Genomic DNA, 21,265 nt, shown 5'->3' on the forward strand with positions numbered 1-21,265 from the left:
CCCATTGCCTGCCCGCGCGCCAAAGCCTATAGCGCGGCCATGACCCGATTTTCCTTTGACCTCAAGGCCCGTGACGGGCGCGCGCGCAGCGGCGTGATCAGCACCCCGCGCGGCGAGATACGTACGCCTGCCTTCATGCCCGTCGGCACCGCCGCGACCGTCAAGGCGATGCTGCCAGAAAGCGTTGCCGCCACCGGGGCGGACATCCTGCTGGGCAACACCTACCACCTGATGCTGCGCCCCACGGCAGAGCGGATTGACCGGCTGGGCGGATTGCACAAGTTCATGAACTGGGACCGCCCGATCCTGACGGACAGCGGCGGATTTCAGGTGATGAGCCTCGCCGGCCTGCGTAAGCTGACTGAAGAGGGCGTTACGTTCAAAAGCCATATCGACGGATCAAAGCATAGCCTGACACCGGAACGGTCGATGGAGATACAGCGTCTGCTGGGCAGTGACATCGTGATGTGTTTCGATGAATGCCCGGCGCTGCCTGCCGATCGCAAGCGGATCGAGGCCAGCATGCAGCTGTCGATGCGTTGGGCGGCGCGGTCTCGGGATGCGTTCGGTGACAGGCCCGGTCATGCCCTCTTTGGCATTCAACAGGGCGGGTTGGACGAAGACCTGCGCGGGCAGAGTGCGGAGGCGTTGCGCGGCATTGGTTTTGACGGTTATGCGGTCGGCGGACTGGCTGTGGGCGAGGGACAGGAGGCGATGTTCAGCGTGCTGGACTTTGCGCCGGATCAGCTGCCGGAGGACAAGCCGCGCTACCTGATGGGCGTGGGCAAGCCCGATGATATCGTGGGTGCCGTAGCGCGCGGGATTGACATGATGGACTGTGTATTGCCGTCACGCTCTGGCCGGACGGGTCAGGTCTTTACCCGGCGCGGCGTCGTGAACATCAAAAATGCGCGTCATGCGGATGATCCGCGCCCGCTGGATGAAGATTGCACATGTCCCGCCTGCACGGGGTATTCCCGTGCATATCTGCATCACGTTTTTCGCAGCCACGAGATGATCAGTGGCATGCTGCTGACATGGCATAACCTGCATTACTTCCAGGAACTGATGTCTGGGATGCGCGATGCGATCTCAGAAGGCACCTTTGACGCTTGGCAGGAGGGATTTCACGCGCAGCGGACCAAAGGCGATATCATCCCGATTTGAACGTGGACGTGGTATTACGCCGGGACGGTGTTGAGTATCGTGAAGAACATTGAAAGACATTTGAGAAATCGATTTGCGGCAAGGGTTGCCCCACGATTGCTGAAATTTCACGCCATTTGTGAACGGATCGCCCTTGCTGAGCGGTGCAGGGGCGGGCATTGTGCCCCGACCGAGGTTGAAACAGGTGCACGCGCGCCCCAGATTAACCTCCTGTAACGGAGAGGGCGTGGCTGCCGCCAGGCGGGGCCGGACCCTCTTGCCAATAAAGACCCGGGCACAGACCCGGGCATTGCAAAGGAAAGAGCATGCAAGAGCCCCTCAATTCCTCTTACCCGGTGCTGCCACTGCGCGATATCGTGGTGTTCCCGCACATGATCGTGCCGCTGTTCGTTGGCCGCGACAAATCCGTGCGCGCGCTAGAAGAGGTGATGGCCGATGACAAACAAATCCTGCTCTCCAGTCAGGTCGACCCCAGCGAGGATGACCCCGAGGTTGGCGGTATCTACAAGGCAGGCGTTCTGGCCAATGTGCTGCAACTGCTGAAGCTGCCCGATGGCACGGTCAAGGTGCTGGTCGAGGGTGTCGCGCGGGTGCGGATCGTCGAATACCTTGAGAATGAAGACTTCTTTGAAGCGCGTGCCGAGTATCTGACCGAGATGCCGGGTGACGCTGCCACGATTGAGGCGCTGTTGCGCACCGTGGGCAACGAGTTCGAGCGTTACGCCAAGGTCAAGAAGAACATCCCCGAAGAGGCGCTGGCGGCTGTGTCCGGCTCGGAAGAGCCCGCGCGGCTGGCCGATCTGGTCGCGGGTCATCTGGGCATCGAGGTGGAGCAAAAGCAGGAACTGCTGGAAACGCTGTCCGTTTCCGAGCGGCTGGAGAAGGTTTATGGCCTGATGCAGGGCGAAATGAGCGTCTTGCAGGTCGAAAAGAAGATCAAGACCCGCGTCAAATCCCAGATGGAGCGCACCCAGCGGGAATATTATCTGAATGAGCAAATGAAGGCCATTCAGAAGGAGCTGGGCGATGGCGAAGAGGGCGAAGGCGAGATTGCCGAGCTGGAAGCACGCATCAAGGAAACCAAGCTGAGCAAGGAAGCGCGCGAAAAGGCCGAGGGCGAGCTGAAAAAGCTCAAGAACATGAGCCCCATGAGTGCCGAGGCGACGGTAGTGCGCAATTACCTCGACTGGATGCTATCGATCCCGTGGGGCACCAAGTCGCGCGTCAAGAAAGATCTGAGCCGTGCGGAGAAGATCCTCGACGACGATCACTATGGTCTGGAGAAGGTCAAGGAACGCATTGTCGAATACCTCGCGGTGCAGCAACGTTCGAAAAAGCTGAAGGGGCCGATCATGTGCCTCGTCGGCCCTCCGGGCGTGGGCAAGACCTCCTTGGGTAAATCCGTGGCGCGTGCCACGGGTCGCGAATTCATCCGTATCTCGCTCGGCGGCGTCCGGGACGAGAGCGAGATCCGCGGCCATCGGCGAACCTATATCGGATCCATGCCCGGTAAGATCATTCAGGCGTTGAAAAAGGCCAAGACCACGAATCCCCTGATCCTGCTCGACGAGATCGACAAGATGGGACAGGATTTTCGGGGTGACCCGGCGTCGGCGATGCTCGAAGTGCTGGATCCGGAACAAAACTCTACCTTTGTGGATCACTACATGGAGGTCGAATATGACCTCTCGAACGTGATGTTCCTGACCACTTCGAACAGCTACAACATGCCGGGACCATTGATGGACCGGATGGAGATCATCCCGCTGGCGGGCTATACCGAAGACGAAAAGCGCGAGATTGCCAAGCAGCACCTGTTGAGCAAGCAGGTCAAGAACCACGGGCTAAAAAAGAACGAGTTTGAGCTGACCGATGACGCGCTGACCGGTATGATCCGGCACTATACGCGCGAAGCGGGCGTGCGGAACCTTGAGCGCGAGATTGCCAAGGTGGCGCGTAAGGCGGTGACAAAGATCATCAAGAAAGAGGCCGAAACCATCCGTGTGGACGCTGACAATCTGGGTGATTTCCTTGGTGTGAAAAAGTTCAAATACGGACTGGCCGAAGAACGTGATCAGGTCGGTGTCGTCACCGGGCTGGCCTATACGTCGGTCGGTGGTGAACTGCTGAACATCGAGGCGTTGCGTCTGCCGGGCAAGGGTCGGATGAAAACCACCGGCAAGCTGGGCGATGTGATGAAGGAATCGATCGATGCGGCGTCCAGCTATGTCCGTTCGGTCGCACCGACATTGGGGATCAAGCCGCCGCGCTTTGACAAGTGGGACATCCACGTTCACGTCCCCGAAGGGGCCACACCCAAGGATGGACCGTCAGCGGGTCTGGCAATGGTCACATCCATCGTGTCGGTTCTGACTGGTATTCCGGTGCGCAAGGACATCGCCATGACCGGCGAAGTCACGTTGCGCGGCAATGCGCTGCCCATTGGCGGGTTGAAGGAAAAGCTGCTGGCGGCGTTGCGCGGCGGGATCAAGACCGTGATCATCCCGCAGGAAAACGAGAAGGATCTGGTGGAAATCCCTGAGAATGTGAAGCAAGGGATGGAGATCATTCCGGTGACCCATGTACGCGATGTGCTGCGTCTGGCGCTGACCGAAGTGCCAGAACCCATCGAATGGGATGAGGCCGCCGAAGAGGCCGCCGCCGCCGAAGCCGCGCTCAAGAACGAGAGTAAGGGCAGCGGTGCGACAGCACATTAAGTTACTGCAATAAGATATTGAAAAGGGGTGCTTATGGCGCCCCTTTTTTGTGTGAGGCGGCGTATCTGGAGGTCGGCTTATGCAGGTGTCGCGTTACGCCGCAAATCCGCGAGCAGATCGCCATAGGCCTTTTCGGCTCGTCTGATCCGCGAGGCGGGCAGCGATTCTGTTTCGACCCGGATCAACGCCTCGAACCCCAGCATGAACGGCAGAAACGTATTGCGTTCGACGGGCTCTAGCTGGAAGGCGGCGCAGAATGCCTCGAACCCTGCGCGACTAACACCGTAAATCAGCGGGCTACCCATGTCGACGCGCCGTCGCCCCAAATGCATCAGAAACCGCGCCATATCCTTGTAAATGGGCATCCGCCGCGAGCCGCCAATGTCGATACCGGTAAGTTGGTTTTCTTTTGCAATCAGGTTGTTGGGGTGAAAATCGCCATGGCTGATTGCTGTGCGCCATTGGGCTTTTTCGATCTGCCCAGCCAGTCGCGCCATTTCGGTCATAATGCGAGATTCCAGTTCTGCGAGATGCGCCCATGGCTGTTTCTCAGACGCGGCACGCGCGCGACGCAGCCAGCCTTTGGCCGAGGCGACGCGCCAGCCTTCGCTCATCGCTGTGCTTTTGCGCAACCAATCCGCAGCTGCGGGCAGGTAGGGCGACCGGTCGGCAGGGTCCAATGTCCACAGATGCTCCAACAACGGGGTGCCGGGGACGGCCGCAGTGACCACAATACCGTGCGCAGAACAGGCAAAGAGCGGCCGGGCGATGCGCAGGGTGCCTTCGCTCATATATGGCCAGAGACGCTGCATTTCGTCCCATTCGCGTGCTGCGGTGTCGTCGTCCGGAGACAAGAACAAGCGCACCACGGCGTCGTGCCCCTCGAACTCGGCGTGAAAGATGGCCCGTTTCCCCTTTACATGGCGGATCAGAGCGCGCGGTTTGATCTGTGCCACGCGCGGGTCAGTCGCGCACGCCGATTCCAACTGGTGGGCAATCACCATTGCACTGTCAAAATCCGCTGAAGGAGGGGTGAATTCGGGCTGCGTCATGCCTCAATTGAGCCGAACAGCGAAAGGCCGTCAACCGAATTGAACCCGACCTCGTGCATCGCTAAGGTGCCCGGACATTCAGCCAGCAGGGAGGCATCGCCAATGGCCGATAAGTCGGTTTCGGAAATGACGTTTGAAGAGGCAATGACCGAGCTGGAGCAGGTGGTCGGCCAACTGGAGCGCGGCGATGTCGCGCTTGATGCGTCAATCACCTTGTACGAACGCGGTGCGGCATTGAAAAAACGCTGTGAAGACAAACTGAAAGAAGCAGAAGAGAAAGTTGCGGCGATCACTCTGGATGCCAGCGGTCAACCCACCGGAACAACTCCGGTCGAGGCGCAGTAACGCCTGTGCAGGACAAGCTGGAAGCAACGCAGCGTGCGGTCGCGGCGCATCTGGCGCATGTGCTCACCGCTATTGGGGATGCCCCGGTTGCGCAGGCGATGCGTTACGCCGTTACGGGTGGCAAGGGCATTCGCGCTATGTTGGTGATCGAGGGGGCACGGCTGCACGGTGTGGGCGCGGACCGGGCGCTGTGGCCTGCAGCGGCCATCGAGGCGATGCATGCCTATAGTCTGGTCCATGATGACCTGCCTGCCATGGACGATGACGCGCTGCGCCGCGGGCAACCGACGGTGCATATCCGCTGGGATGAAGCGACCGCAATTCTGGCCGGTGATGCATTGCAGGCGCTGGCGTTTGAACTGACCACGCATCCCGACGTTGGTGCAGGAGAGGTGCGCGCGGAACTGGCACTGAACCTTGCAAAGGCGGCAGGGGCACAAGGCATGGTTCTGGGGCAAGCACTGGATATTGCGGCCGAAACTGCGTCAGAGCCGCTGGACATCGCGCAGATCACAGCCCTTCAGGCTGGCAAGACCGGGGCCTTGATCGACTGGGCGGCGACATGCGGCGCGCGGATGGCAGGGGCCGATACCGATCCGCTGCGGCGGTATGCTGCCGCTGTCGGGCTGGCGTTCCAAATTCAGGATGATGTGATCGACGTGACCGGAGATGCCGACGCCGCGGGCAAGGCCGTGGGCAAGGATGCTGCTGCGGGCAAGGCCACGTTTGTGTCGCTATTGGGATTGGATGGGGCAAAGCGCCGCGCCGCCGCGCTGGTTGACGATGCTGTGGATGCTCTATCTATTTACGGTAAGGACGCGGAAACCTTGCAGCAATTGGCGCGTTTCGTTATCTCGCGCGAGAGCTGAACATAGCCAGCCCGGAACCCGTACGCCGACGGAGGCAAGCCATTTAATGTCGAACCGCCCAGAAACACCGCTGCTTGACAGTGTTGGCAGCCCCTCAGACATGAAGCGTTTCAGCGACGCGGAGTTGACGCAACTGGCGCATGAGCTGCGCAGTGAAACCGTCAGCGCGGTCAGCGAAACCGGAGGCCATCTGGGCGCGGGCCTTGGCGTGGTCGAGTTGACTGTGGCGTTGCATGCGATCTTTGACGCGCCGCGCGACAAGATCATCTGGGACGTGAGCCACCAATGTTACCCGCACAAGATCCTGACCGGCAGGCGTGACCGCATTCGCACGATCCGGCAGAAGGACGGGCTGAGCGGTTTTACCAAGCGCAGCGAATCGCCCTATGACCCGTTTGGTGCGGCGCACAGCTCGACCTCGATCAGCGCGGCACTGGGATTTGCCGTGGCGCGCGATCTGGGCGGGGCAAGCGAGACCGGACATGGTGATGCCATCGCCGTGATCGGCGACGGTGCGATGAGCGCAGGCATGGCGTTCGAGGCGTTGAACAATGCCGGGCATCTGAAAAAGCGGCTGATTGTCATCCTGAACGATAACGAGATGTCGATTGCACCCCCGGTAGGGGCATTTTCATCATACCTGTCAAGACTTTATGCCGAGGCACCGTTTCAGGAACTGAAAGCGGCGGCCAAGGGCGCTGTGTCGTTATTGCCGGGGCCGTTCCAACAGGGCGCGCGCAGGGCCAAAGATCTGCTCAAAGGTTTTGCCGTAGGCGGCACGCTCTTTGAAGAGTTGGGGTTTTCCTATGTCGGACCGATTGATGGTCACGATATGGATCAGCTGCTACCGGTGTTGCGTACGGTGCAACAGCGCGCAACGGGACCGATCCTGATCCATGTTCTGACCAAGAAAGGCAAAGGATATGGCCCGGCCGAAGAGGCGCGCGATGGCGGTCACGCCACGGCAAAGTTCGATGTGGTGTCGGGCAAGCAAAAGAAAGCGCCCAGCAACGCACCGAGCTACACGTCAGTCTTTGGTCGAGCATTGGTCGAACACGCGTCTCGCGACGACCGGATTTGCGCCGTCACGGCCGCGATGCCGGACGGGACCGGGCTGAACCTGTTCAACGAACGATACCCAAGCCGGTGTTTCGATGTGGGAATCGCAGAGCAACATGCGGTGACATTTGCTGCGGGCATGGCGGCGGGCGGCTTGCGTCCGTTCTGCGCGCTGTATTCGACATTCCTGCAACGTGGTTATGATCAGGTAGTGCATGATGTTGCGATCCAGCGCCTGCCGGTACGCTTTGCCATTGACCGCGCCGGGTTGGTCGGGGCCGATGGAGCGACCCACGCAGGCAGCTACGATGTCGCGTTTCTAAGCAACCTGCCGGGGTTCGTGGTCATGGCCGCAGCGGACGAGGCCGAATTGGTGCATATGGTTGCGACGGCGGCGGCGCATGATGATGGTCCCATCGCATTCCGTTATCCGCGTGGCGAAGGCGAAGGGGTGGAAATGCCCCAGGCCGGTGTACCGCTGGAAATCGGCAAGGCACGGATGATCCAAGAGGGTACTCGGGTCGCGTTGCTCAGCTTTGGCACGCGATTGGGCGAAGTTCGCCGCGCGGCGGAAAGCCTGGGCGCCAAGGGCATTGCGCCCACCATCGTCGACGCGCGGTTTGCCAAACCTCTGGACCACGACATGATCCTGCGATTGGCGCGCGAACATGAGGCACTGATTACGATTGAAGAAGGCGCGATCGGCGGGTTCGGCAGTCATGTTGCGCAGTTGCTGGCCGAGGAGGGCGTTTTCGACAGCGGCCTGAAATTCCGCTCGATGGTGCTACCTGACATTTTCATTGATCAGGCCAGCCCGGAAGACATGTACAAGGTTGCCGGAATGGATGCCGCGCAAATTGAGGCCAAGGTACTGGATGTTCTGGGCGTTGCACAGATATCTGGAAAACGCGCCTGACGTTGGGTATTGTAAATTTATCCACAGACTTATCCACAGGGACCTGTGAATAAAGTTGATAATTACATGCTGGACTTTGAGGCCAATCCCTCCATTTCGTAGATGGTACGATACGGAGGTTTGCAAATGCGCGTACTGAACACCCTCATATTCCTGCCGGTTTTCTTGCTGGGGCTGGCTGCCCCTGCGGCTGCGCTCGACAGCAGCGCAGGTCGGCTTAAGGTGGAGACAGTCGCAAGCGGACTGAAGTCGCCATGGTCGTTCGGGTTTCTGCCCGGAGGCGGGGTCTTGATCACCGAAAAGCGCGGTCGCCTATGGTATGTCGGGACGGATGGTCAGCGGCGTGCAGTGGGCGGTGTCGGGCCGGTGGACGTGAACGGGCAGGGCGGTCTGCTGGATGTTCTGGTCCCGCGCGACTTTGCACAAAGTCGGCAGCTCTATTTCAGTCATGCGCTCGCACAGCCGGGTGGCGGGTCAGGTACTGCCGTTGCGACGGCCCGGTTGAATGGCGATGCAAGTAGCCTGACCGGCTGGCGAGTGATCTTTGAGATGGAAAGAGGTAGCAGCGGCGGGCGTCATTTCGGCTCGCGGTTGGTCGAAGGACGCGATGGTATGTTGTTTGTCACGGTAGGCGAGCGCGGTGACAGGCCGTCAGCGCAGGATCTGGGGCGCGAAAACGGCTCTGTCCTGCGGATCAGCCGGGACGGACGTGTGCCCGGTGACAACCCGTTCGTCGGGACAGCAGGGGCGCAGCCCGAAATCTGGTCTTATGGCCATCGAAACCCGCAGGGTGCCACATTGGACCTGCGAGGGCAGCTTTGGGTCAGCGAACACGGCGCCAAAGGAGGCGACGAGGTGAACCGTATCCGCAAGGGCGCGAATTTCGGTTGGCCGGTGATTTCCTACGGGCGGCACTATTCGGGTCGTAAGATCGGCGAAGGCACCGCAAAACCGGGAATGGAGCAGCCCGCCTATTACTGGGATCCCTCGATCGCCCCTTCGGGGTTGATGATCTATTCCGGGCGGCTCTGGCCCAAATGGCGCGGTCATTTCTTTGTCGGGTCATTGAAATTTGGCCATGTGGCGCGGTTATCAGGCCAGCCGCTGGCATTGCGCGAGCGGATCAAAGGCGACGAAACATCGCGCACCCGTGACATTCGCGAAGCCCCAGATGGCACAATTTGGGTGTTGTCCGAAGGGCAGGGCGCGTTGTTTCGACTTTCTCCCTAGTCAGGTGGACGAACGCATGCCAAGCTGACCGGATAGAGTTTACAGATTATGAGGTTCTGAATGCGATATTTCCTCGCTTTAATCTTATCTTTGGTTCTGACCATGCCAGCGGCCGCACAGACCGACGAGCCGATTTTCAAAGACTACGCAGACATGCGCGCGACGCTAGACGGGCTGATCATGTCACGCGACATCGCGGACGTGATGCGTGCCTTTGGCGGCGCGGACGAGATGACGGAACAAGAATTGACAGGCCTTCAGGAACGGGTACGCCGCCTGTTTCCGCAGGATTTCGAGCATGTGGATGTGATGAAGATCGACGAGATGGGCGGCGGCTGGCGGCAGGAGCTATACGTCTACTGGACCGGGCTGCGTTATCTGTATGTTTATGTACTTCTGCATGATCGTGGAGACAGATTGATCGCGGTGCATTTCAAGTTCAACACAACGTTTGCCACGTTGAACGAGCTGTTTTAAACGGCAGATGTCAGACAGACAGACGCGAGGCATGTGCACCGCGCTCACGGTAGGGCGTCGTGTCATAATGCGCACGGTAGCATTTTGAGAAATGCGATGGCGAAGAGAACCCGCAGGCCAGTGCGACGTTGATCACGGTCATATCGGTCTGCATCAACAGGTTACGGGCCTTTTGCAGCCGCAACTCCATGTAATAGCGTTTTGGTGAACGGCTGAGATAGCGGCGAAAGAGACGCTCTAACTGACGCGTGGACATGCCCGCGTCCTTGGCAAGGATTGATGGGCTGATCGGTTCTTCGATATTGGCCTCCATCATCTGGATGACCTGGCTTAGCTTGGGGTGTCGCACACCGATGCGGGTCGGCACAGATAGGCGCTGCGTGTCCTGATCGGTGCGGATCGAGCTGTAGATGAGTTGATCGGCCACCGCGCTGGCAAGCTTTTCATCGTGGTCATCCGCAATCAGCTTGAGCATCAGATCAATAGAGGACGTGCCCCCCGCAGTGGTCATCCGGTTGCCGTCAACGGTGAACACCGATTTGGTCAGATTGACCTCTTCGAACTCTTCAGAGAAGCTGTCGTGATTTTCCCAGTGGATCGTGGCGCGTTTGCCCTCCAGCAGACCGGCACGCGCCAGAACATAGGACGCGGTGCACAATCCGCCGATTTTCAACCCACGTCGCGCCTCGCGCCGCAGCCAGCTGAGCAGTCGTTTCGTGGTGGCCTGTTGTATGTCTGCCCCGCCACAAATCAGCACTGTGTCGTCACGAGTCAGCTCATCCAGATTCATGTCAATCTGGAACCGCGCGCCGGCAGAACAGGCAATGGTTGTTTCCGTGTCGCCAGCAACGACCCACGAATACAGAGTACGTTCAGCCATGCGATTTGCGATGCGAAGGCATTCAACGGCGGCGGCGAAACTGAGCAGCGTAAAATTATCAACCAGAACGAATACGAAACGACGTGGGGCACGCTGGGTGCCTGTCGGACCTTTTGTCGTCATTTCGACCATCGGATGCCACTCCTGCGTTACGGTCCCTTGTTCAGATCGTGTTTCACGAAAATGTCGCAAATGACAAGGCTTGGGCAGCTAAATTGCAATAAATTGCACCATCCCCATATGGTCTATCAGAAACGCCTTTGCTAAAGAAGCAATTCAATCTGACGCATATCGGAGACTGAGACCATGACAGAATGGCAAAAAACCACCTGGCGCAGCAAGCCACGGGTGCAGATGCCGGACTATATCGACGCGGACGCGTTGACCGAGGTCGAAGCGAAACTGTCGCAGTTTCCGCCGTTGGTCTTTGCCGGAGAGGCGCGCCGCCTGAAGGCAGAGCTGGGCGCCGCATCCCGCGGCGAAGCGTTCCTGCTGCAAGGTGGGGACTGCGCCGAGAGTTTCGACCAGTTCAGTGCCGATGCGATCCGTGACACGTTCAAGGTGATGTTGCAGATGGCGATGGTACTGACCTTCGCGGCCAAGGTACCCGTGGTAAAAGTGGGCCGCATGGCTGGGCAATTTGCCAAGCCACGCAGCGCGCCGACCGAAACGCAGGGCGGTGTGGAATTGCCCAGCTATCGCGGCGATATCATCAACGAGCTGGCGTTCACCGAAGGCGCGCGGGTTCCCGACCCGACCAAGATGCTTCAGGCCTATACGCAGGCGGCGGGCACGTTGAACCTGCTGCGCGCGTTTTCCAAGGGCGGTTATGCGGACATGCACAAGGTGCATAGCTGGACGCTTGGCTTTACCGAGGGCGAAAAAGCCGAGCGGTATCGTGATATGGCCAACCGGATCAGTGACGCGCTCGACTTTATGAAGGCCGCCGGGCTGGACAGTGACAGCAACGAAGCGTTGCAGACGGTCGATTTCTACACCAGTCACGAGTCGCTGTTGCTGGAATACGAAGAGGCGCTGACGCGGCTCGACAGTACTTCGGGCAAATGGCTCGCGGGGTCTGGTCATATGATCTGGATCGGTGATCGCACACGGCAACCCGATGGCGCGCACGTGGAATTCGCACGTGGTGTACTGAACCCGATTGGCATGAAATGCGGGCCGTCGATGACATCCGAAGACCTGAAAGTGCTAATGGCACGGCTAAACCCGAAAAACGAGGCGGGTCGCCTATCATTGATCGCACGGTTCGGGGCGGGCAACGTCAACGAACACCTGCCGCGCCTCATTCGCACGGTAGAGGAAGAGGGCGCCAACGTCGTCTGGGTCTGTGATCCGATGCACGGCAACACCATCAAATCGGCAAGCGGGTACAAGACCCGTCCCTTTGAGGCGGTGCTGCGCGAGGTTCGTGAATTCTTTGGCATTCACAAGGCCGAGGGTACGATTCCCGGTGGTGTGCATTTCGAAATGACAGGTCAGGACGTGACCGAGTGCACCGGCGGCGTGCGTGCGGTCAGCGACGAAGATCTGAGTGATCGCTACCACACGGCCTGCGACCCACGCCTTAACGCGTCGCAATCGCTGGAGCTGGCTTTTCTAGTGGCTGAAGAACTGTCAGGTCTGCGCGGCGAACGTCCGGCTGTCGAAGCCGTTTGACGGGTGCCGGGCCGAAACGCGGCCTAAACCAACAAAGTATTAAGAGGCCGGGTTTTCGCCCGGCCTTTTTCATTTCCGCAGTGCCAGATCATTCGGACTGAACCAACCGCAGGTATGGCCGCTCTGACGTCTTTCGGGGGGCGAAGTCGGCGCGGGTATCGGCGAATCCTACCTCTGCGGAGAGTGCCGGGTCGATGGCCGAAGTCCGGTGGTGGGTGATGTCAAAGCGCCGTGGCGCGCGGATCACGTCGCCGTGGGTGATCAAACACCCCAATGCGCGCGAAATATCACCCAGATCGCTGGCCAACGGCAGCAGCACCATAGAGCCGGTCAGCGCAGATGTGCCGTAAGCCCCGTCTGATCGCAGCGACAGGTGCATAATGGCGGGAGCATCGAACACCTGCACCAAGTGTTGTGCCAATGCGTCGCGCTGGTCGGGGTTGAAAAAAGCGCTGATCGGCATGCCGCGCACTTCCATTCCCAACAGGTCCGACAGATGTGCCCCTGCCACCCGCAGACGCGCCAGACCGGGCGCGATCCTCTCGACGATGAAGGCGTTGGACAAAAGCGGCTCAATGCCGCGCGGATCAATATCAGATCGACGTGGTACAGGACCGTTGACGCGACACCGTTGCCAATAGGCGATGACCGCCTCCATAGCCTGCGTATCCTCAGCTTCGTTCGGACATGGGTGCAGATGATGGACATCATCCGTGTCATGGTTACCGGGCTTATCACTACAGTCTTCGTCATACATGTTACGCACCTCTCGTATCCGTCCCGCCGGGCGTTGCGTCCGGGGCATTGAAGATATCGCACATTTCAAAGCGATATTATCTAAAATCCGCTGCAATTGGTTAACCCGTCGCGCGCCAAGGATAGGACGTGGCGCATGCTTGCCTATACTGGGGCAACCCCTTAGGACACGAAGCATGATGTGATCTGGCTATCCAGGAGGATCTCGCTTGCTGATATCAATGACCGGTTTTGCCGCGGCACGCGGCGCGCATGAGGGGTATTCTTGGGTCTGGGAATTGCGCAGCGTAAATGGCAAGGGGCTGGATCTGCGTGTACGCGCGCCTGATTGGATCGACGGGCTGGAGGCCGGGCTGCGTGCACGGCTGACCAAGGCACTGGCCCGTGGCAATGTCTCTGTCGGGTTGCGTATTCAGGCCGAAGAACAGGGGGGCGGTTGCGTGTAAACGCGGCGCAGCTCGATGATGTTCTGGCCGCAATGGCAGAGGTCGAGGCGCGGGCAATGGCGCAGGGGCTGTCGCTGGCACCTGCGCGCCCCGGCGATGTACTGTCTGTGCGTGGCGTGTTGGAAACAGCCAGCGCAGATCAGGACAGCAGCGCCCTATCCAAGGTGTTGTTGGCAGATTTTTATTCGGTTCTGGACGCGTTTCAGCAGATGCGCGCCACCGAGGGCAAAGCGTTGCACAGTATTCTGACAGAGCAATTGGACGAGGTCGCGCGATTGACGGATGAGGCGGTGATCGCTGCCGAAGAACGGAGGGACGAGGTGGCGAGTGCACTGCGCGCGTCGCTGGCGCGGGTGATGGACAATACCGACGGCGTGGACGAGGCGCGGCTGACGCAGGAATTGGCGCTGATTGCTGTCAAATCGGATGTGACCGAAGAGATTGACCGCCTGCGAACCCATGTGACCGCAGCGCGCGACCTGCTGACGCAGGATGGCGCTGTTGGGCGCAAGCTGGATTTCCTGATGCAGGAGTTCAACCGCGAGGCCAACACGCTGTGTTCAAAGGCGCAGTCGGGTAGTTTGACGACCATCGGTCTTGCGCTCAAGGCAGTGATCGACCAGATGCGTGAACAGGTGCAGAATGTGGAATAGCCCTCAGATGCAAAAGGATTGGATATGACCCAGCGGCGCGGCCTTTTGATTATTCTGTCGTCACCGTCTGGTGCCGGAAAGTCCACATTGTCGCGGCGACTGTTGGAATGGGACGAGGGTCTCAGTTTTTCAGTTTCGGCCACCACGCGCGCGCCGCGCGATGGCGAAGTGGATGGCGAGCATTATCATTTCCTCACCGAAGAACGATTTCGCCGTGATGTGGCCGAGGGAGAGATGCTGGAACATGCCTTTGTCTTTGGTAACTTTTACGGCTCACCCAAAGCTCCTGTTGAAACCGCGATAGATGCCGGGCGCGATGTGCTGTTTGACATTGACTGGCAGGGGGCGCAGCAAATCCAGAACTCTGATCTAGGCAAGCACACGCTGTCGATCTTTATCCTGCCGCCCTCGATCCCCGAACTGCATCGCCGGCTGGATGCGCGCGGGCAGGACACCGCAGAGGTGATCGCCAAGCGCATGCAAAAGAGTTGGGATGAAATCAGCCACTGGGCCGAGTATGACTATGTGCTGGTCAATGACGATCTGGACGCGACCGAGGCGCAATTGAAAGAGATCATCTCGGCCGCGCGGCTGCGGCGTATCCAGCAACCGAGCCTGACCCAGCACGTGCGCAATTTGCAACTGCAATTCGAGGATCGCAAATGACACTTTATGCTTTGGGCGGTATTGAGCCGCAGCCGCCGGAAGACGGCGATTACTGGGTCGCGCCTGATGCCAACGTGATCGGGCGGGTGTCGCTGGAAAGCGGCACGTCGATCTGGTTCGGTGCCACGTTGCGGGGCGATAACGAGCTGATCACAGTCGGGGCCGGCAGCAATGTGCAGGAAAACACCGTCATGCACACGGATATAGGGTACCCGCTGCGTATCGGCGCGGGTTGCACCATCGGACACAAGGCGATGCTGCATGGTTGTACCATCGGAACCAACTCCCTGATCGGGATGGGCGCGACGATCCTCAATGGGGCGCAGATCGGCGACAATTGCCTGATCGGCGCAGGTGCGCTGATTACCGAAGGCAAAGTGATCCCCAATGGCAGTCTGGTAATGGGCAGTCCGGGCAAAGTGGTGCGCCAGCTGGACGCACAGGCGATTGCGGGACTGAAGGCCAGTGCGTTGCACTATCAGGAAAACATGCGGAGGTTCCGGGCCGGGCTGATGCCGCTGGCCGTACCACTGCGCGGATAGAGCGGATGCAGACGGTCGATTTCAACGCATTGTTACAAGCGGTGCCGATGCCCGCGCTGCTGATTGGTGCGACCGAGCAGATTGTCGGAGCAAACGACCGCGCGCGCGCGTTGTTGGGTGGCGCGCTGACGGGGCGGCATTTTATCACCGCATTACGTCAACCGAACGTGCTGGATGCCATCGAGGGGGCAATGCGCGATCACGATCAGCGCACCACCCGGTATCTGTCCAGTGATGGGGCGCAGGACACCACTTTCATCGTGACTGCCAGCTATGTGGAATTCGCCGGAGAGGTCGGTGTGCTGGTGTGTCTGGAGGACATCACCCATCTGGAGCAAGCCGACCAGATGCGACGGGATTTTGTCGCAAATGTCAGCCATGAGTTGCGCACACCTTTGACGGCGTTGCTGGGGTTTATTGAGACGCTGCAAGGACCGGCAAAGGATGACATGGCAGCGCAAAAACGGTTCCTGACCACAATGCACCACGAGGCCAGCCGGATGGAGCGTCTGGTGCGCGATCTGCTGTCGCTCAGCCGGGTCGAGGGACAAGAGCGTATGCGCCCCAAGGATATGGTCGATCTGGGCGCATTGCTAAAGTCAGTCTGCCACACATTGCGCCCGCTGACCGAAAGCGCGGCGGTCGAGGTGGTTCTCGATCTGCCAGATGACGGTATCAGCGTGCCGGGCGATTCCGATCAGTTGCGGCAGGTCATTACCAACCTGCTGGAGAATGCGCTGAAATACGGAGGGGCCGGCAAACGGGTCGACGTTACTCTGCATCTATCAGAGGCCGAACCGGCGCTACGCGGGTCGGGGGCGGTGATCGCGGTTACGGATCAGGGGCCGGGAATCGACCCTCAGCATATGCCGCGACTCACCGAGCGATTCTATCGCGTGGACAGCCACCGCAGTCGTGAAATGGGTGGGACCGGCTTGGGCTTGGCGATTGTTAAACATATCGTCAATCGCCACCGTGGGCGACTGAGGATTGACAGCAAGGTAGGAATTGGCAGCACATTCAAGGTGTTGCTGCCAGCCGCACCCCAGTAGGGCGATTACCGCATTTGCAGCAACCCCGCGTGTGACCCTACGGCATCCAGCGGTGTCATGTTCTCGTTACAAAACTGCAACAAAAGCGCAGCAGAGCAGGGATATTCAGCAACCTGTGAGGGGCTGAGCAAGCCTCCGCCCAAAAACGAAATCAGGAGTTTTACATGTCCTTTGGAAAAGTCAGCACCTCTGTGCTTGCCCTCGTTGCCGTGTCTGCCACTGCGGCTGCTGCGCGCGACGAAATCCGCATCGTCGGTTCATCCACGGTATTCCCCTACACCCAAGCTGTGGCCGAGCAATTCTCGAACGTCACTGGCGCGCCTTCGCCAATCGTTGAGTCGACCGGCACCGGCGGTGGCATGAAAATCTTTTGCGGCGGTATCGGCGAAGGCCACCCCGACATCACTGGTGCCTCGCGCGCAATGAAGGCATCCGAATATGCGTTGTGCATTGAGAACGGCGTGACAGAGGTCACCGAAGTTCAGATCGGCAATGACGGGTTGTCCATCGCTGTTTCGCGCGAGAGCGCGCACGACTGGGATTTGACCGAAGAGCAGGTTTACCTCGCACTTGCGGCTGAGGTTCCCGTCGATGGCGCAATGGTCGCCAATCCCTACATGAAATGGTCCGACATCGACGCCAGTCTGCCGAATGAAGATATCCTTGCCTATGGCCCCCCGCCGACATCGGGCACCCGTGATGCATTCGTCGAACTGGCAATTGTCGACGGCTGCATGGACATCCCGATGATCAAGGAAAAAGGTCACGACTGGGCCGAAGATAACTGCGCGCGTCTGCGTCAGGACGGCCCCTTTGTCGAAGCCGGCGAAAACGACAACCTGATCGTCCAACGCCTGCAAGCCGACGCGAACGCGGTTGGCATCTTTGGCTACTCGTTCCTGTATGAGAACTCGGACACGCTGAAAGCTGTGTCGATTGAAGGTGTCGAGCCCAGCTTTGATACCATTGAGAGCGGCGACTACGACATCTCGCGCCCGTTGTTCTTCTACGTCAAGAACGCGCATCGCGGCGTGATCCCGAACCTTCAAGAGTTCATCGAGGAATATGTTTCCGAAGATGCAATGGGTCCGGGTGGCTACCTGTCCGAGCGCGGCCTCGTCCCGCTGGGTGACGCGACGCGCACCAAGATGCAGGACAACGCTGTAGAAGCGATGAACATGGAAGCAAAATCCTGATCATCCGCTCTGTTCAATCGGCTGCCCGGCGCGACACCGTCGGGCGGCCTCTTTTTCTCGGATCGAGGGCGTCATGACCACCGCTGCCTTTCTCTGCCTGCTCGTGCTTTCCATTTTTGGCTATGTCTGGAATCGTCAGGCTGCGGCCGGTATCAGAAATGGTGGGGCGCGACTCCATTCGTTGATGCGCTTTCACGGCTCTTATTCTCTGCTTATGATCTTGGTGCCAACACTGGTGCTGATACTGTTGTGGCTGGTGCTGCAGGGCACCGTGATTGACGCGATCCTCAAATCCGACATTTCCGACCGTCTCGAGGGGCTGGGGACAGGTGAGGTCCAGCTGATCGTCGCCGAAATCAAGTCCATCGCCATCGGCAACATCTTTGGCACTCCCGAGCAATGGAAGCTCGACGCCGCAGAGCGGTATGTCGCCGCGAACGCGCGCAGCGGCCAGCTGTTGCTGGTCATGGTGGTGGCGCTCTCGCTGGTCCTGATGGTCTTTTCCCGCCGCAAGGTTTCTGCCGAGTTTCGTGCCCGTCACGGTGTGGAACGTATAGTATCGGGCCTGATGATCTTTTGTGCGGTGGCGGCAATTTTTGTCACCATCGGTATCGTTGCCTCGCTGGTGTTTGAGACGGCAAAATTCTTTGCCAAGGTGCCGGTCACCGAATTCCTGTTCGGGACCAACTGGGAGCCACAAATCCCACTGCGCGAGGATCAAATCGCGGCTGAGGGAGCATTCGGTTGGCTGCCGGTGTTTCTGGGCACATTGGTGATCACGGCCATCGCCCTGTTTCTGGCAGTGCCGGTCGGGCTGATGTCGGCAATCTATCTGAATGAGTTTGCACCAAAGCGGGTGCGCGCGGTTGCGAAGCCGTTTCTCGAAATCCTCGCCGGGGTGCCAACGGTTGTCTATGGCTTCTTTGCGGTTCTGGTCGTGGCACCTGCAATCCGGAGTTTCGGTCAGTCCATCGGGCTTGACGTATCGCCAAACACTGCGCTTGCAGCGGGCAGCGTGATGGGGATCATGCTGATCCCATTCATCTCTTCCTTTGCCGATGATGCGTTGTCGGCGGTACCGCAAAGCCTGCGTGATGGCGCGCTGGGGCTGGGGGCGACGCGAGCCGAAATGATGACGAATATCCTGTTTCCGGCCGCCATACCCGGCATCGTCGGCGGCGTCCTGTTGGCCGTCAGCCGCGCCATCGGTGAAACGATGATCGTGGTCATGGCGGCGGGACTGATTGCCAAGATGACGATCAACCCGCTGGATAGCGTAACAACCGTGACCGTTCAGATTGTTACCTTGCTGATCGGGGATACGTCCTTTGACAACCCCAAGACATTGGCGGCTTTCGCACTAGGCATGATGCTGTTCATCGTCACGCTGATAATCAACGTCTTCGCCTTGCGTATCGTGCGCAAGTATCGCGAAGCCTACGACTAAGGACCCTCGCAATGACTGATATTTCCGCGAACAAGTCGTCCATAGTGTCGGCAGGCAATTCAAACGTGAAACGACGCAACCGCAATCAGGTGATCCTTCAGGGGTTGGGAATCGCTGCGATCAGCTTTGCTGCGGTGATGCTGTTTATCCTGATTGCATCGCTGGTCAGCAGCGGCCACAAGGCGTTCATTCAAACACATATTGAACTTGAAGTGTTTATTGATCCTGACGAAATCTCGAAGGACAAAATACAACGCGGTAAGTTTGATGATATCCTGCTTCACAGTCTCCAGTCATATTTTCCCGAAGTGTCGGGCCGGGCTGACCTGCGTAAACTGGAGAGCATTCTGTCGAAGGGCGCACAATTTCAGTTGCGCGACCGGGTAAAGGATAACCCAGACCTGATCGGAGAGATCCTGACGATCAAAGTGCCGGTTTCAGACGATTATGACCAACTGACCAAAGGCCAGGTCAACCGAGACAGCCCCGAGAACCAACGCAAGCTGTCGGACCGCCAGATCGGATGGTTTGATACGTTGCAACAGGCTGGCACTATCAGCCAACCATTGAACTGGGGGTTGATCACCAACGCCGACTCCCGCTTTCCTGAACTGGCGGGCCTCAAAGGCGCGCTGATCGGTAGCTTTTGGGCACTTCTGGTGTGTTTTCTGATCTCGTTCCCAATCGGTATTGGCGCGGCAATCTATCTGGAGGAATTCGCACCAAGGACGCGGTTCAGCGACATTATCGAGGTGAACATCAATAATCTGGCGGCGGTGCCTTCGGTCGTCTTTGGCTTGCTGGCATTGGCGGTGTTCATAGGCTGGTTCGGTATGCCACGCTCCGCGCCGCTGGTGGGGGGGATGACGCTTGCGCTGATGACCATGCCGACGATCATCATCGCCACGCGCGCCGCGCTCAAGGCCGTGCCACCCTCGATCCGCGAGGCGGCGCTGGGTGTCGGCGCGTCCAAGCATCAGGTGGTATTCGGTCACGTCCTGCCTCTGGCCATGCCGGGTATCCTGACCGGCACGATCATCGGTCTGGCGCAGGCACTGGGGGAGACGGCCCCGTTGTTGTTGATCGGGATGAACGCATTTATCACCTCTGCCCCCGATACACCGCTCGACAGTGCGACCGCACTGCCGACGCAGATTTTCATATGGGCCGACAGCCCGGAGCGCGGCTTTGTCAGCCGGACGTCTGCCGCCATTCTGGTGCTGCTGACCTTCCTGATCACGATGAACGCCGTCGCCATCTTCCTGCGCAGCAAGTTTGAGCGGAAGTGGTAGAAAAGGATAGAAACGATGTATGACGCCCCCAATCTTGCGGAGAACAAAGTGAACCAACAAGATATCAAATTTTCCGCCCGCGGCGTGCAGGTCCACTATGGTGACACCCACGCCATCAAGGATGTCAGTGTGGACATCGCGGACAAGACGGTGACAGCCTTTATCGGGCCTTCGGGTTGTGGCAAGTCCACCTTCTTGCGTTGCCTGAACCGGATGAACGACACCATCGACGTGTGCCGAGTGACCGGTGACATCCGCCTTGATGGCACTGATATCTATGACAAGCGTGTGGATCCCGTCCAGCTACGTGCTCAGGTCGGAATGGTCTTTCAAAAGCCGAACCCGTTCCCCAAGTCCATTTACGACAACGTTGCTTACGGGCCGCGCATTCACGGAATGGCCCGCACCAAGAGCGATCTGGATGATATCGTGGAAAGAGCATTGCGCCGTGGTGCGATCTGGAACGAGGTCAAGGACCGGTTGCATGCACCCGGCACCGGCCTGTCAGGCGGCCAGCAACAGCGCCTGTGCATCGCGCGGGCCGTGGCCACCGAGCCCGAAGTGCTGCTGATGGACGAGCCGTGCAGCGCGCTTGACCCGATTGCAACGGCACAGGTCGAAGAGCTGATTGACGAGTTGCGCGGCAATTATTCGGTGGTGATCGTCACCCACTCGATGCAGCAGGCGGCGCGCGTCAGCCAGAAGACCGCATTTTTCCACCTCGGCCATCTGGTCGAATTTGGCGACACGGCACAAATATTCACCAACCCCGAAGATGAGCGGACAGAGTCCTACATCACCGGACGGATCGGCTAGGGAGAGAACA

18 protein-coding genes and 1 pseudogene are annotated in these 21,265 nt (G+C 59.1%); 16 read left to right on the top strand and 3 right to left on the bottom strand.

Annotation, left to right across the window (positions count from 1 at the left end; translation table 11 throughout):
- The first annotated feature begins 39 nt into the window (after positions 1-39).
- Complete coding sequence (tgt, locus tag N7U68_RS02550) at positions 40-1,167, top strand: tRNA guanosine(34) transglycosylase Tgt (protein WP_165197591.1); 1,128 nt, start codon at positions 40-42, stop codon at positions 1,165-1,167.
- 305 nt (positions 1,168-1,472) lie between these two features.
- Positions 1,473-3,884 carry an endopeptidase La gene (gene lon, locus N7U68_RS02555; RefSeq protein WP_263048139.1) on the top strand — a complete coding sequence of 804 codons (2,412 nt, stop codon included), beginning with the start codon at positions 1,473-1,475 and terminating at the stop codon, positions 3,882-3,884.
- Between the two features lie 77 nt (positions 3,885-3,961).
- Here lon and N7U68_RS02560 read toward each other — a convergent pair whose 3' ends face one another.
- A complete protein-coding gene (locus N7U68_RS02560) occupies positions 3,962-4,936 on the bottom strand; it encodes a phosphotransferase (RefSeq protein WP_263048140.1) in 975 nt (324 codons plus the stop codon).
- 102 nt (positions 4,937-5,038) lie between these two features.
- On the opposite strand from N7U68_RS02560, the gene N7U68_RS02565 reads away from it, so the two are divergent.
- From N7U68_RS02565 to N7U68_RS02585, 5 genes are all read left to right on the top strand, one after another.
- Entirely contained in the window at positions 5,039-5,281 is a 243-nt protein-coding gene (locus N7U68_RS02565; RefSeq protein ID WP_165192301.1) for an exodeoxyribonuclease VII small subunit, read from the top strand.
- Positions 5,282-5,286: 5 nt separating this feature from the next.
- Positions 5,287-6,150 (top strand): polyprenyl synthetase family protein, encoded by an 864-nt coding sequence (locus tag N7U68_RS02570; protein WP_263048141.1) that lies wholly within the window; start codon positions 5,287-5,289, stop codon positions 6,148-6,150.
- Between the two features lie 46 nt (positions 6,151-6,196).
- Positions 6,197-8,125 carry a 1-deoxy-D-xylulose-5-phosphate synthase gene (gene dxs / locus N7U68_RS02575; RefSeq protein WP_263048142.1) on the top strand — a complete coding sequence of 643 codons (1,929 nt, stop codon included), beginning with the start codon at positions 6,197-6,199 and terminating at the stop codon, positions 8,123-8,125.
- Between the two features lie 126 nt (positions 8,126-8,251).
- Positions 8,252-9,355 carry a PQQ-dependent sugar dehydrogenase gene (locus N7U68_RS02580; protein WP_263048143.1) on the top strand — a complete coding sequence of 368 codons (1,104 nt, stop codon included), beginning with the start codon at positions 8,252-8,254 and terminating at the stop codon, positions 9,353-9,355.
- 60 nt (positions 9,356-9,415) lie between these two features.
- Entirely contained in the window at positions 9,416-9,832 is a 417-nt protein-coding gene (locus N7U68_RS02585; RefSeq protein WP_263048144.1) for a hypothetical protein, read from the top strand.
- 10 nt (positions 9,833-9,842) lie between these two features.
- Here the strand turns inward: N7U68_RS02585 and N7U68_RS02590 are convergent, their stop codons facing one another.
- Positions 9,843-10,844, bottom strand: a complete 1,002-nt coding sequence (locus N7U68_RS02590) for a GlxA family transcriptional regulator (protein WP_165192297.1) — start codon at positions 10,842-10,844, stop codon at positions 9,843-9,845.
- 174 nt (positions 10,845-11,018) lie between these two features.
- Between N7U68_RS02590 and N7U68_RS02595 the strand changes: the two genes are divergently transcribed.
- Positions 11,019-12,389, top strand: coding sequence for a class II 3-deoxy-7-phosphoheptulonate synthase (locus N7U68_RS02595; protein WP_263048145.1), 1,371 nt, complete (start codon positions 11,019-11,021; stop codon positions 12,387-12,389).
- Positions 12,390-12,477: 88 nt separating this feature from the next.
- On the opposite strand, the gene N7U68_RS02600 is transcribed toward N7U68_RS02595, so the two are convergent.
- Positions 12,478-13,146 carry a PAS domain-containing protein gene (locus tag N7U68_RS02600; protein WP_263048146.1) on the bottom strand — a complete coding sequence of 223 codons (669 nt, stop codon included), beginning with the start codon at positions 13,144-13,146 and terminating at the stop codon, positions 12,478-12,480.
- A gap of 220 nt (positions 13,147-13,366) precedes the next feature.
- Between N7U68_RS02600 and N7U68_RS02605 the strand changes: the two are divergent.
- The 8 genes and pseudogenes from N7U68_RS02605 (at position 13,367) to pstB (ending at position 21,255) form a co-directional block, all read left to right on the top strand.
- Positions 13,367-14,244: pseudogene (locus tag N7U68_RS02605) on the top strand (YicC/YloC family endoribonuclease).
- A gap of 24 nt (positions 14,245-14,268) precedes the next feature.
- Complete coding sequence (gene gmk, locus N7U68_RS02610; RefSeq protein ID WP_165192294.1) at positions 14,269-14,910, top strand: guanylate kinase; 642 nt, start codon at positions 14,269-14,271, stop codon at positions 14,908-14,910.
- Positions 14,907-15,452, top strand: coding sequence for a gamma carbonic anhydrase family protein (locus N7U68_RS02615; protein WP_263048147.1), 546 nt, complete (start codon positions 14,907-14,909; stop codon positions 15,450-15,452). Before gmk ends, N7U68_RS02615 begins: the two co-directional genes overlap by 4 nt.
- Positions 15,453-15,457: 5 nt before the next feature.
- A complete protein-coding gene (locus N7U68_RS02620; RefSeq protein WP_263048148.1) occupies positions 15,458-16,504 on the top strand; it encodes a sensor histidine kinase in 1,047 nt (348 codons plus the stop codon).
- A 164-nt stretch (positions 16,505-16,668) separates the two neighbouring features.
- Entirely contained in the window at positions 16,669-17,700 is a 1,032-nt protein-coding gene (locus N7U68_RS02625) for a substrate-binding domain-containing protein (protein ID WP_165192291.1), read from the top strand.
- Between the two features lie 73 nt (positions 17,701-17,773).
- Positions 17,774-19,147: a phosphate ABC transporter permease subunit PstC gene (gene pstC / locus N7U68_RS02630; RefSeq protein WP_263048149.1), complete on the top strand. Its 1,374-nt coding sequence runs from the start codon at positions 17,774-17,776 to the stop codon at positions 19,145-19,147.
- 11 nt (positions 19,148-19,158) lie between these two features.
- Entirely contained in the window at positions 19,159-20,439 is a 1,281-nt protein-coding gene (pstA, locus tag N7U68_RS02635) for a phosphate ABC transporter permease PstA (protein ID WP_263048150.1), read from the top strand.
- Positions 20,440-20,454: 15 nt separating this feature from the next.
- Complete coding sequence (gene pstB, locus N7U68_RS02640) at positions 20,455-21,255, top strand: phosphate ABC transporter ATP-binding protein PstB (protein WP_165192288.1); 801 nt, start codon at positions 20,455-20,457, stop codon at positions 21,253-21,255.
- Positions 21,256-21,265: the final 10 nt, after the last annotated feature.

Source organism: Roseovarius pelagicus (assembly GCF_025639885.1).
Taxonomy (GTDB): Bacteria; Pseudomonadota; Alphaproteobacteria; order Rhodobacterales; family Rhodobacteraceae; genus Roseovarius; species Roseovarius pelagicus.

What these genes read in the sequence shown, in the direction of transcription:
- N7U68_RS02560 (WP_263048140.1), bottom strand. Translation starts at nt 4,936, where the DNA reads ATGACGCAGCCCGAATTCACCCCTCCTTCAGCGGATTTTGACAGTGCA.
- tgt (WP_165197591.1), top strand. Translation starts at nt 40, where the DNA reads ATGACCCGATTTTCCTTTGACCTCAAGGCCCGTGACGGGCGCGCGCGC.
- N7U68_RS02625 (WP_165192291.1), top strand. Translation starts at nt 16,669, where the DNA reads ATGTCCTTTGGAAAAGTCAGCACCTCTGTGCTTGCCCTCGTTGCCGTG.
- pstB (WP_165192288.1), top strand. Translation starts at nt 20,455, where the DNA reads ATGTATGACGCCCCCAATCTTGCGGAGAACAAAGTGAACCAACAAGAT.
- N7U68_RS02620 (WP_263048148.1), top strand. Translation starts at nt 15,458, where the DNA reads ATGCAGACGGTCGATTTCAACGCATTGTTACAAGCGGTGCCGATGCCC.
- N7U68_RS02580 (WP_263048143.1), top strand. Translation starts at nt 8,252, where the DNA reads ATGCGCGTACTGAACACCCTCATATTCCTGCCGGTTTTCTTGCTGGGG.
- dxs (WP_263048142.1), top strand. Translation starts at nt 6,197, where the DNA reads ATGTCGAACCGCCCAGAAACACCGCTGCTTGACAGTGTTGGCAGCCCC.
- lon (WP_263048139.1), top strand. Translation starts at nt 1,473, where the DNA reads ATGCAAGAGCCCCTCAATTCCTCTTACCCGGTGCTGCCACTGCGCGAT.
- N7U68_RS02595 (WP_263048145.1), top strand. Translation starts at nt 11,019, where the DNA reads ATGACAGAATGGCAAAAAACCACCTGGCGCAGCAAGCCACGGGTGCAG.
- N7U68_RS02590 (WP_165192297.1), bottom strand. Translation starts at nt 10,844, where the DNA reads ATGGTCGAAATGACGACAAAAGGTCCGACAGGCACCCAGCGTGCCCCA.
- N7U68_RS02585 (WP_263048144.1), top strand. Translation starts at nt 9,416, where the DNA reads ATGCGATATTTCCTCGCTTTAATCTTATCTTTGGTTCTGACCATGCCA.
- gmk (WP_165192294.1), top strand. Translation starts at nt 14,269, where the DNA reads ATGACCCAGCGGCGCGGCCTTTTGATTATTCTGTCGTCACCGTCTGGT.
- pstC (WP_263048149.1), top strand. Translation starts at nt 17,774, where the DNA reads ATGACCACCGCTGCCTTTCTCTGCCTGCTCGTGCTTTCCATTTTTGGC.
- N7U68_RS02615 (WP_263048147.1), top strand. Translation starts at nt 14,907, where the DNA reads ATGACACTTTATGCTTTGGGCGGTATTGAGCCGCAGCCGCCGGAAGAC.
- N7U68_RS02565 (WP_165192301.1), top strand. Translation starts at nt 5,039, where the DNA reads ATGGCCGATAAGTCGGTTTCGGAAATGACGTTTGAAGAGGCAATGACC.
- N7U68_RS02600 (WP_263048146.1), bottom strand. Translation starts at nt 13,146, where the DNA reads ATGTATGACGAAGACTGTAGTGATAAGCCCGGTAACCATGACACGGAT.
- pstA (WP_263048150.1), top strand. Translation starts at nt 19,159, where the DNA reads ATGACTGATATTTCCGCGAACAAGTCGTCCATAGTGTCGGCAGGCAAT.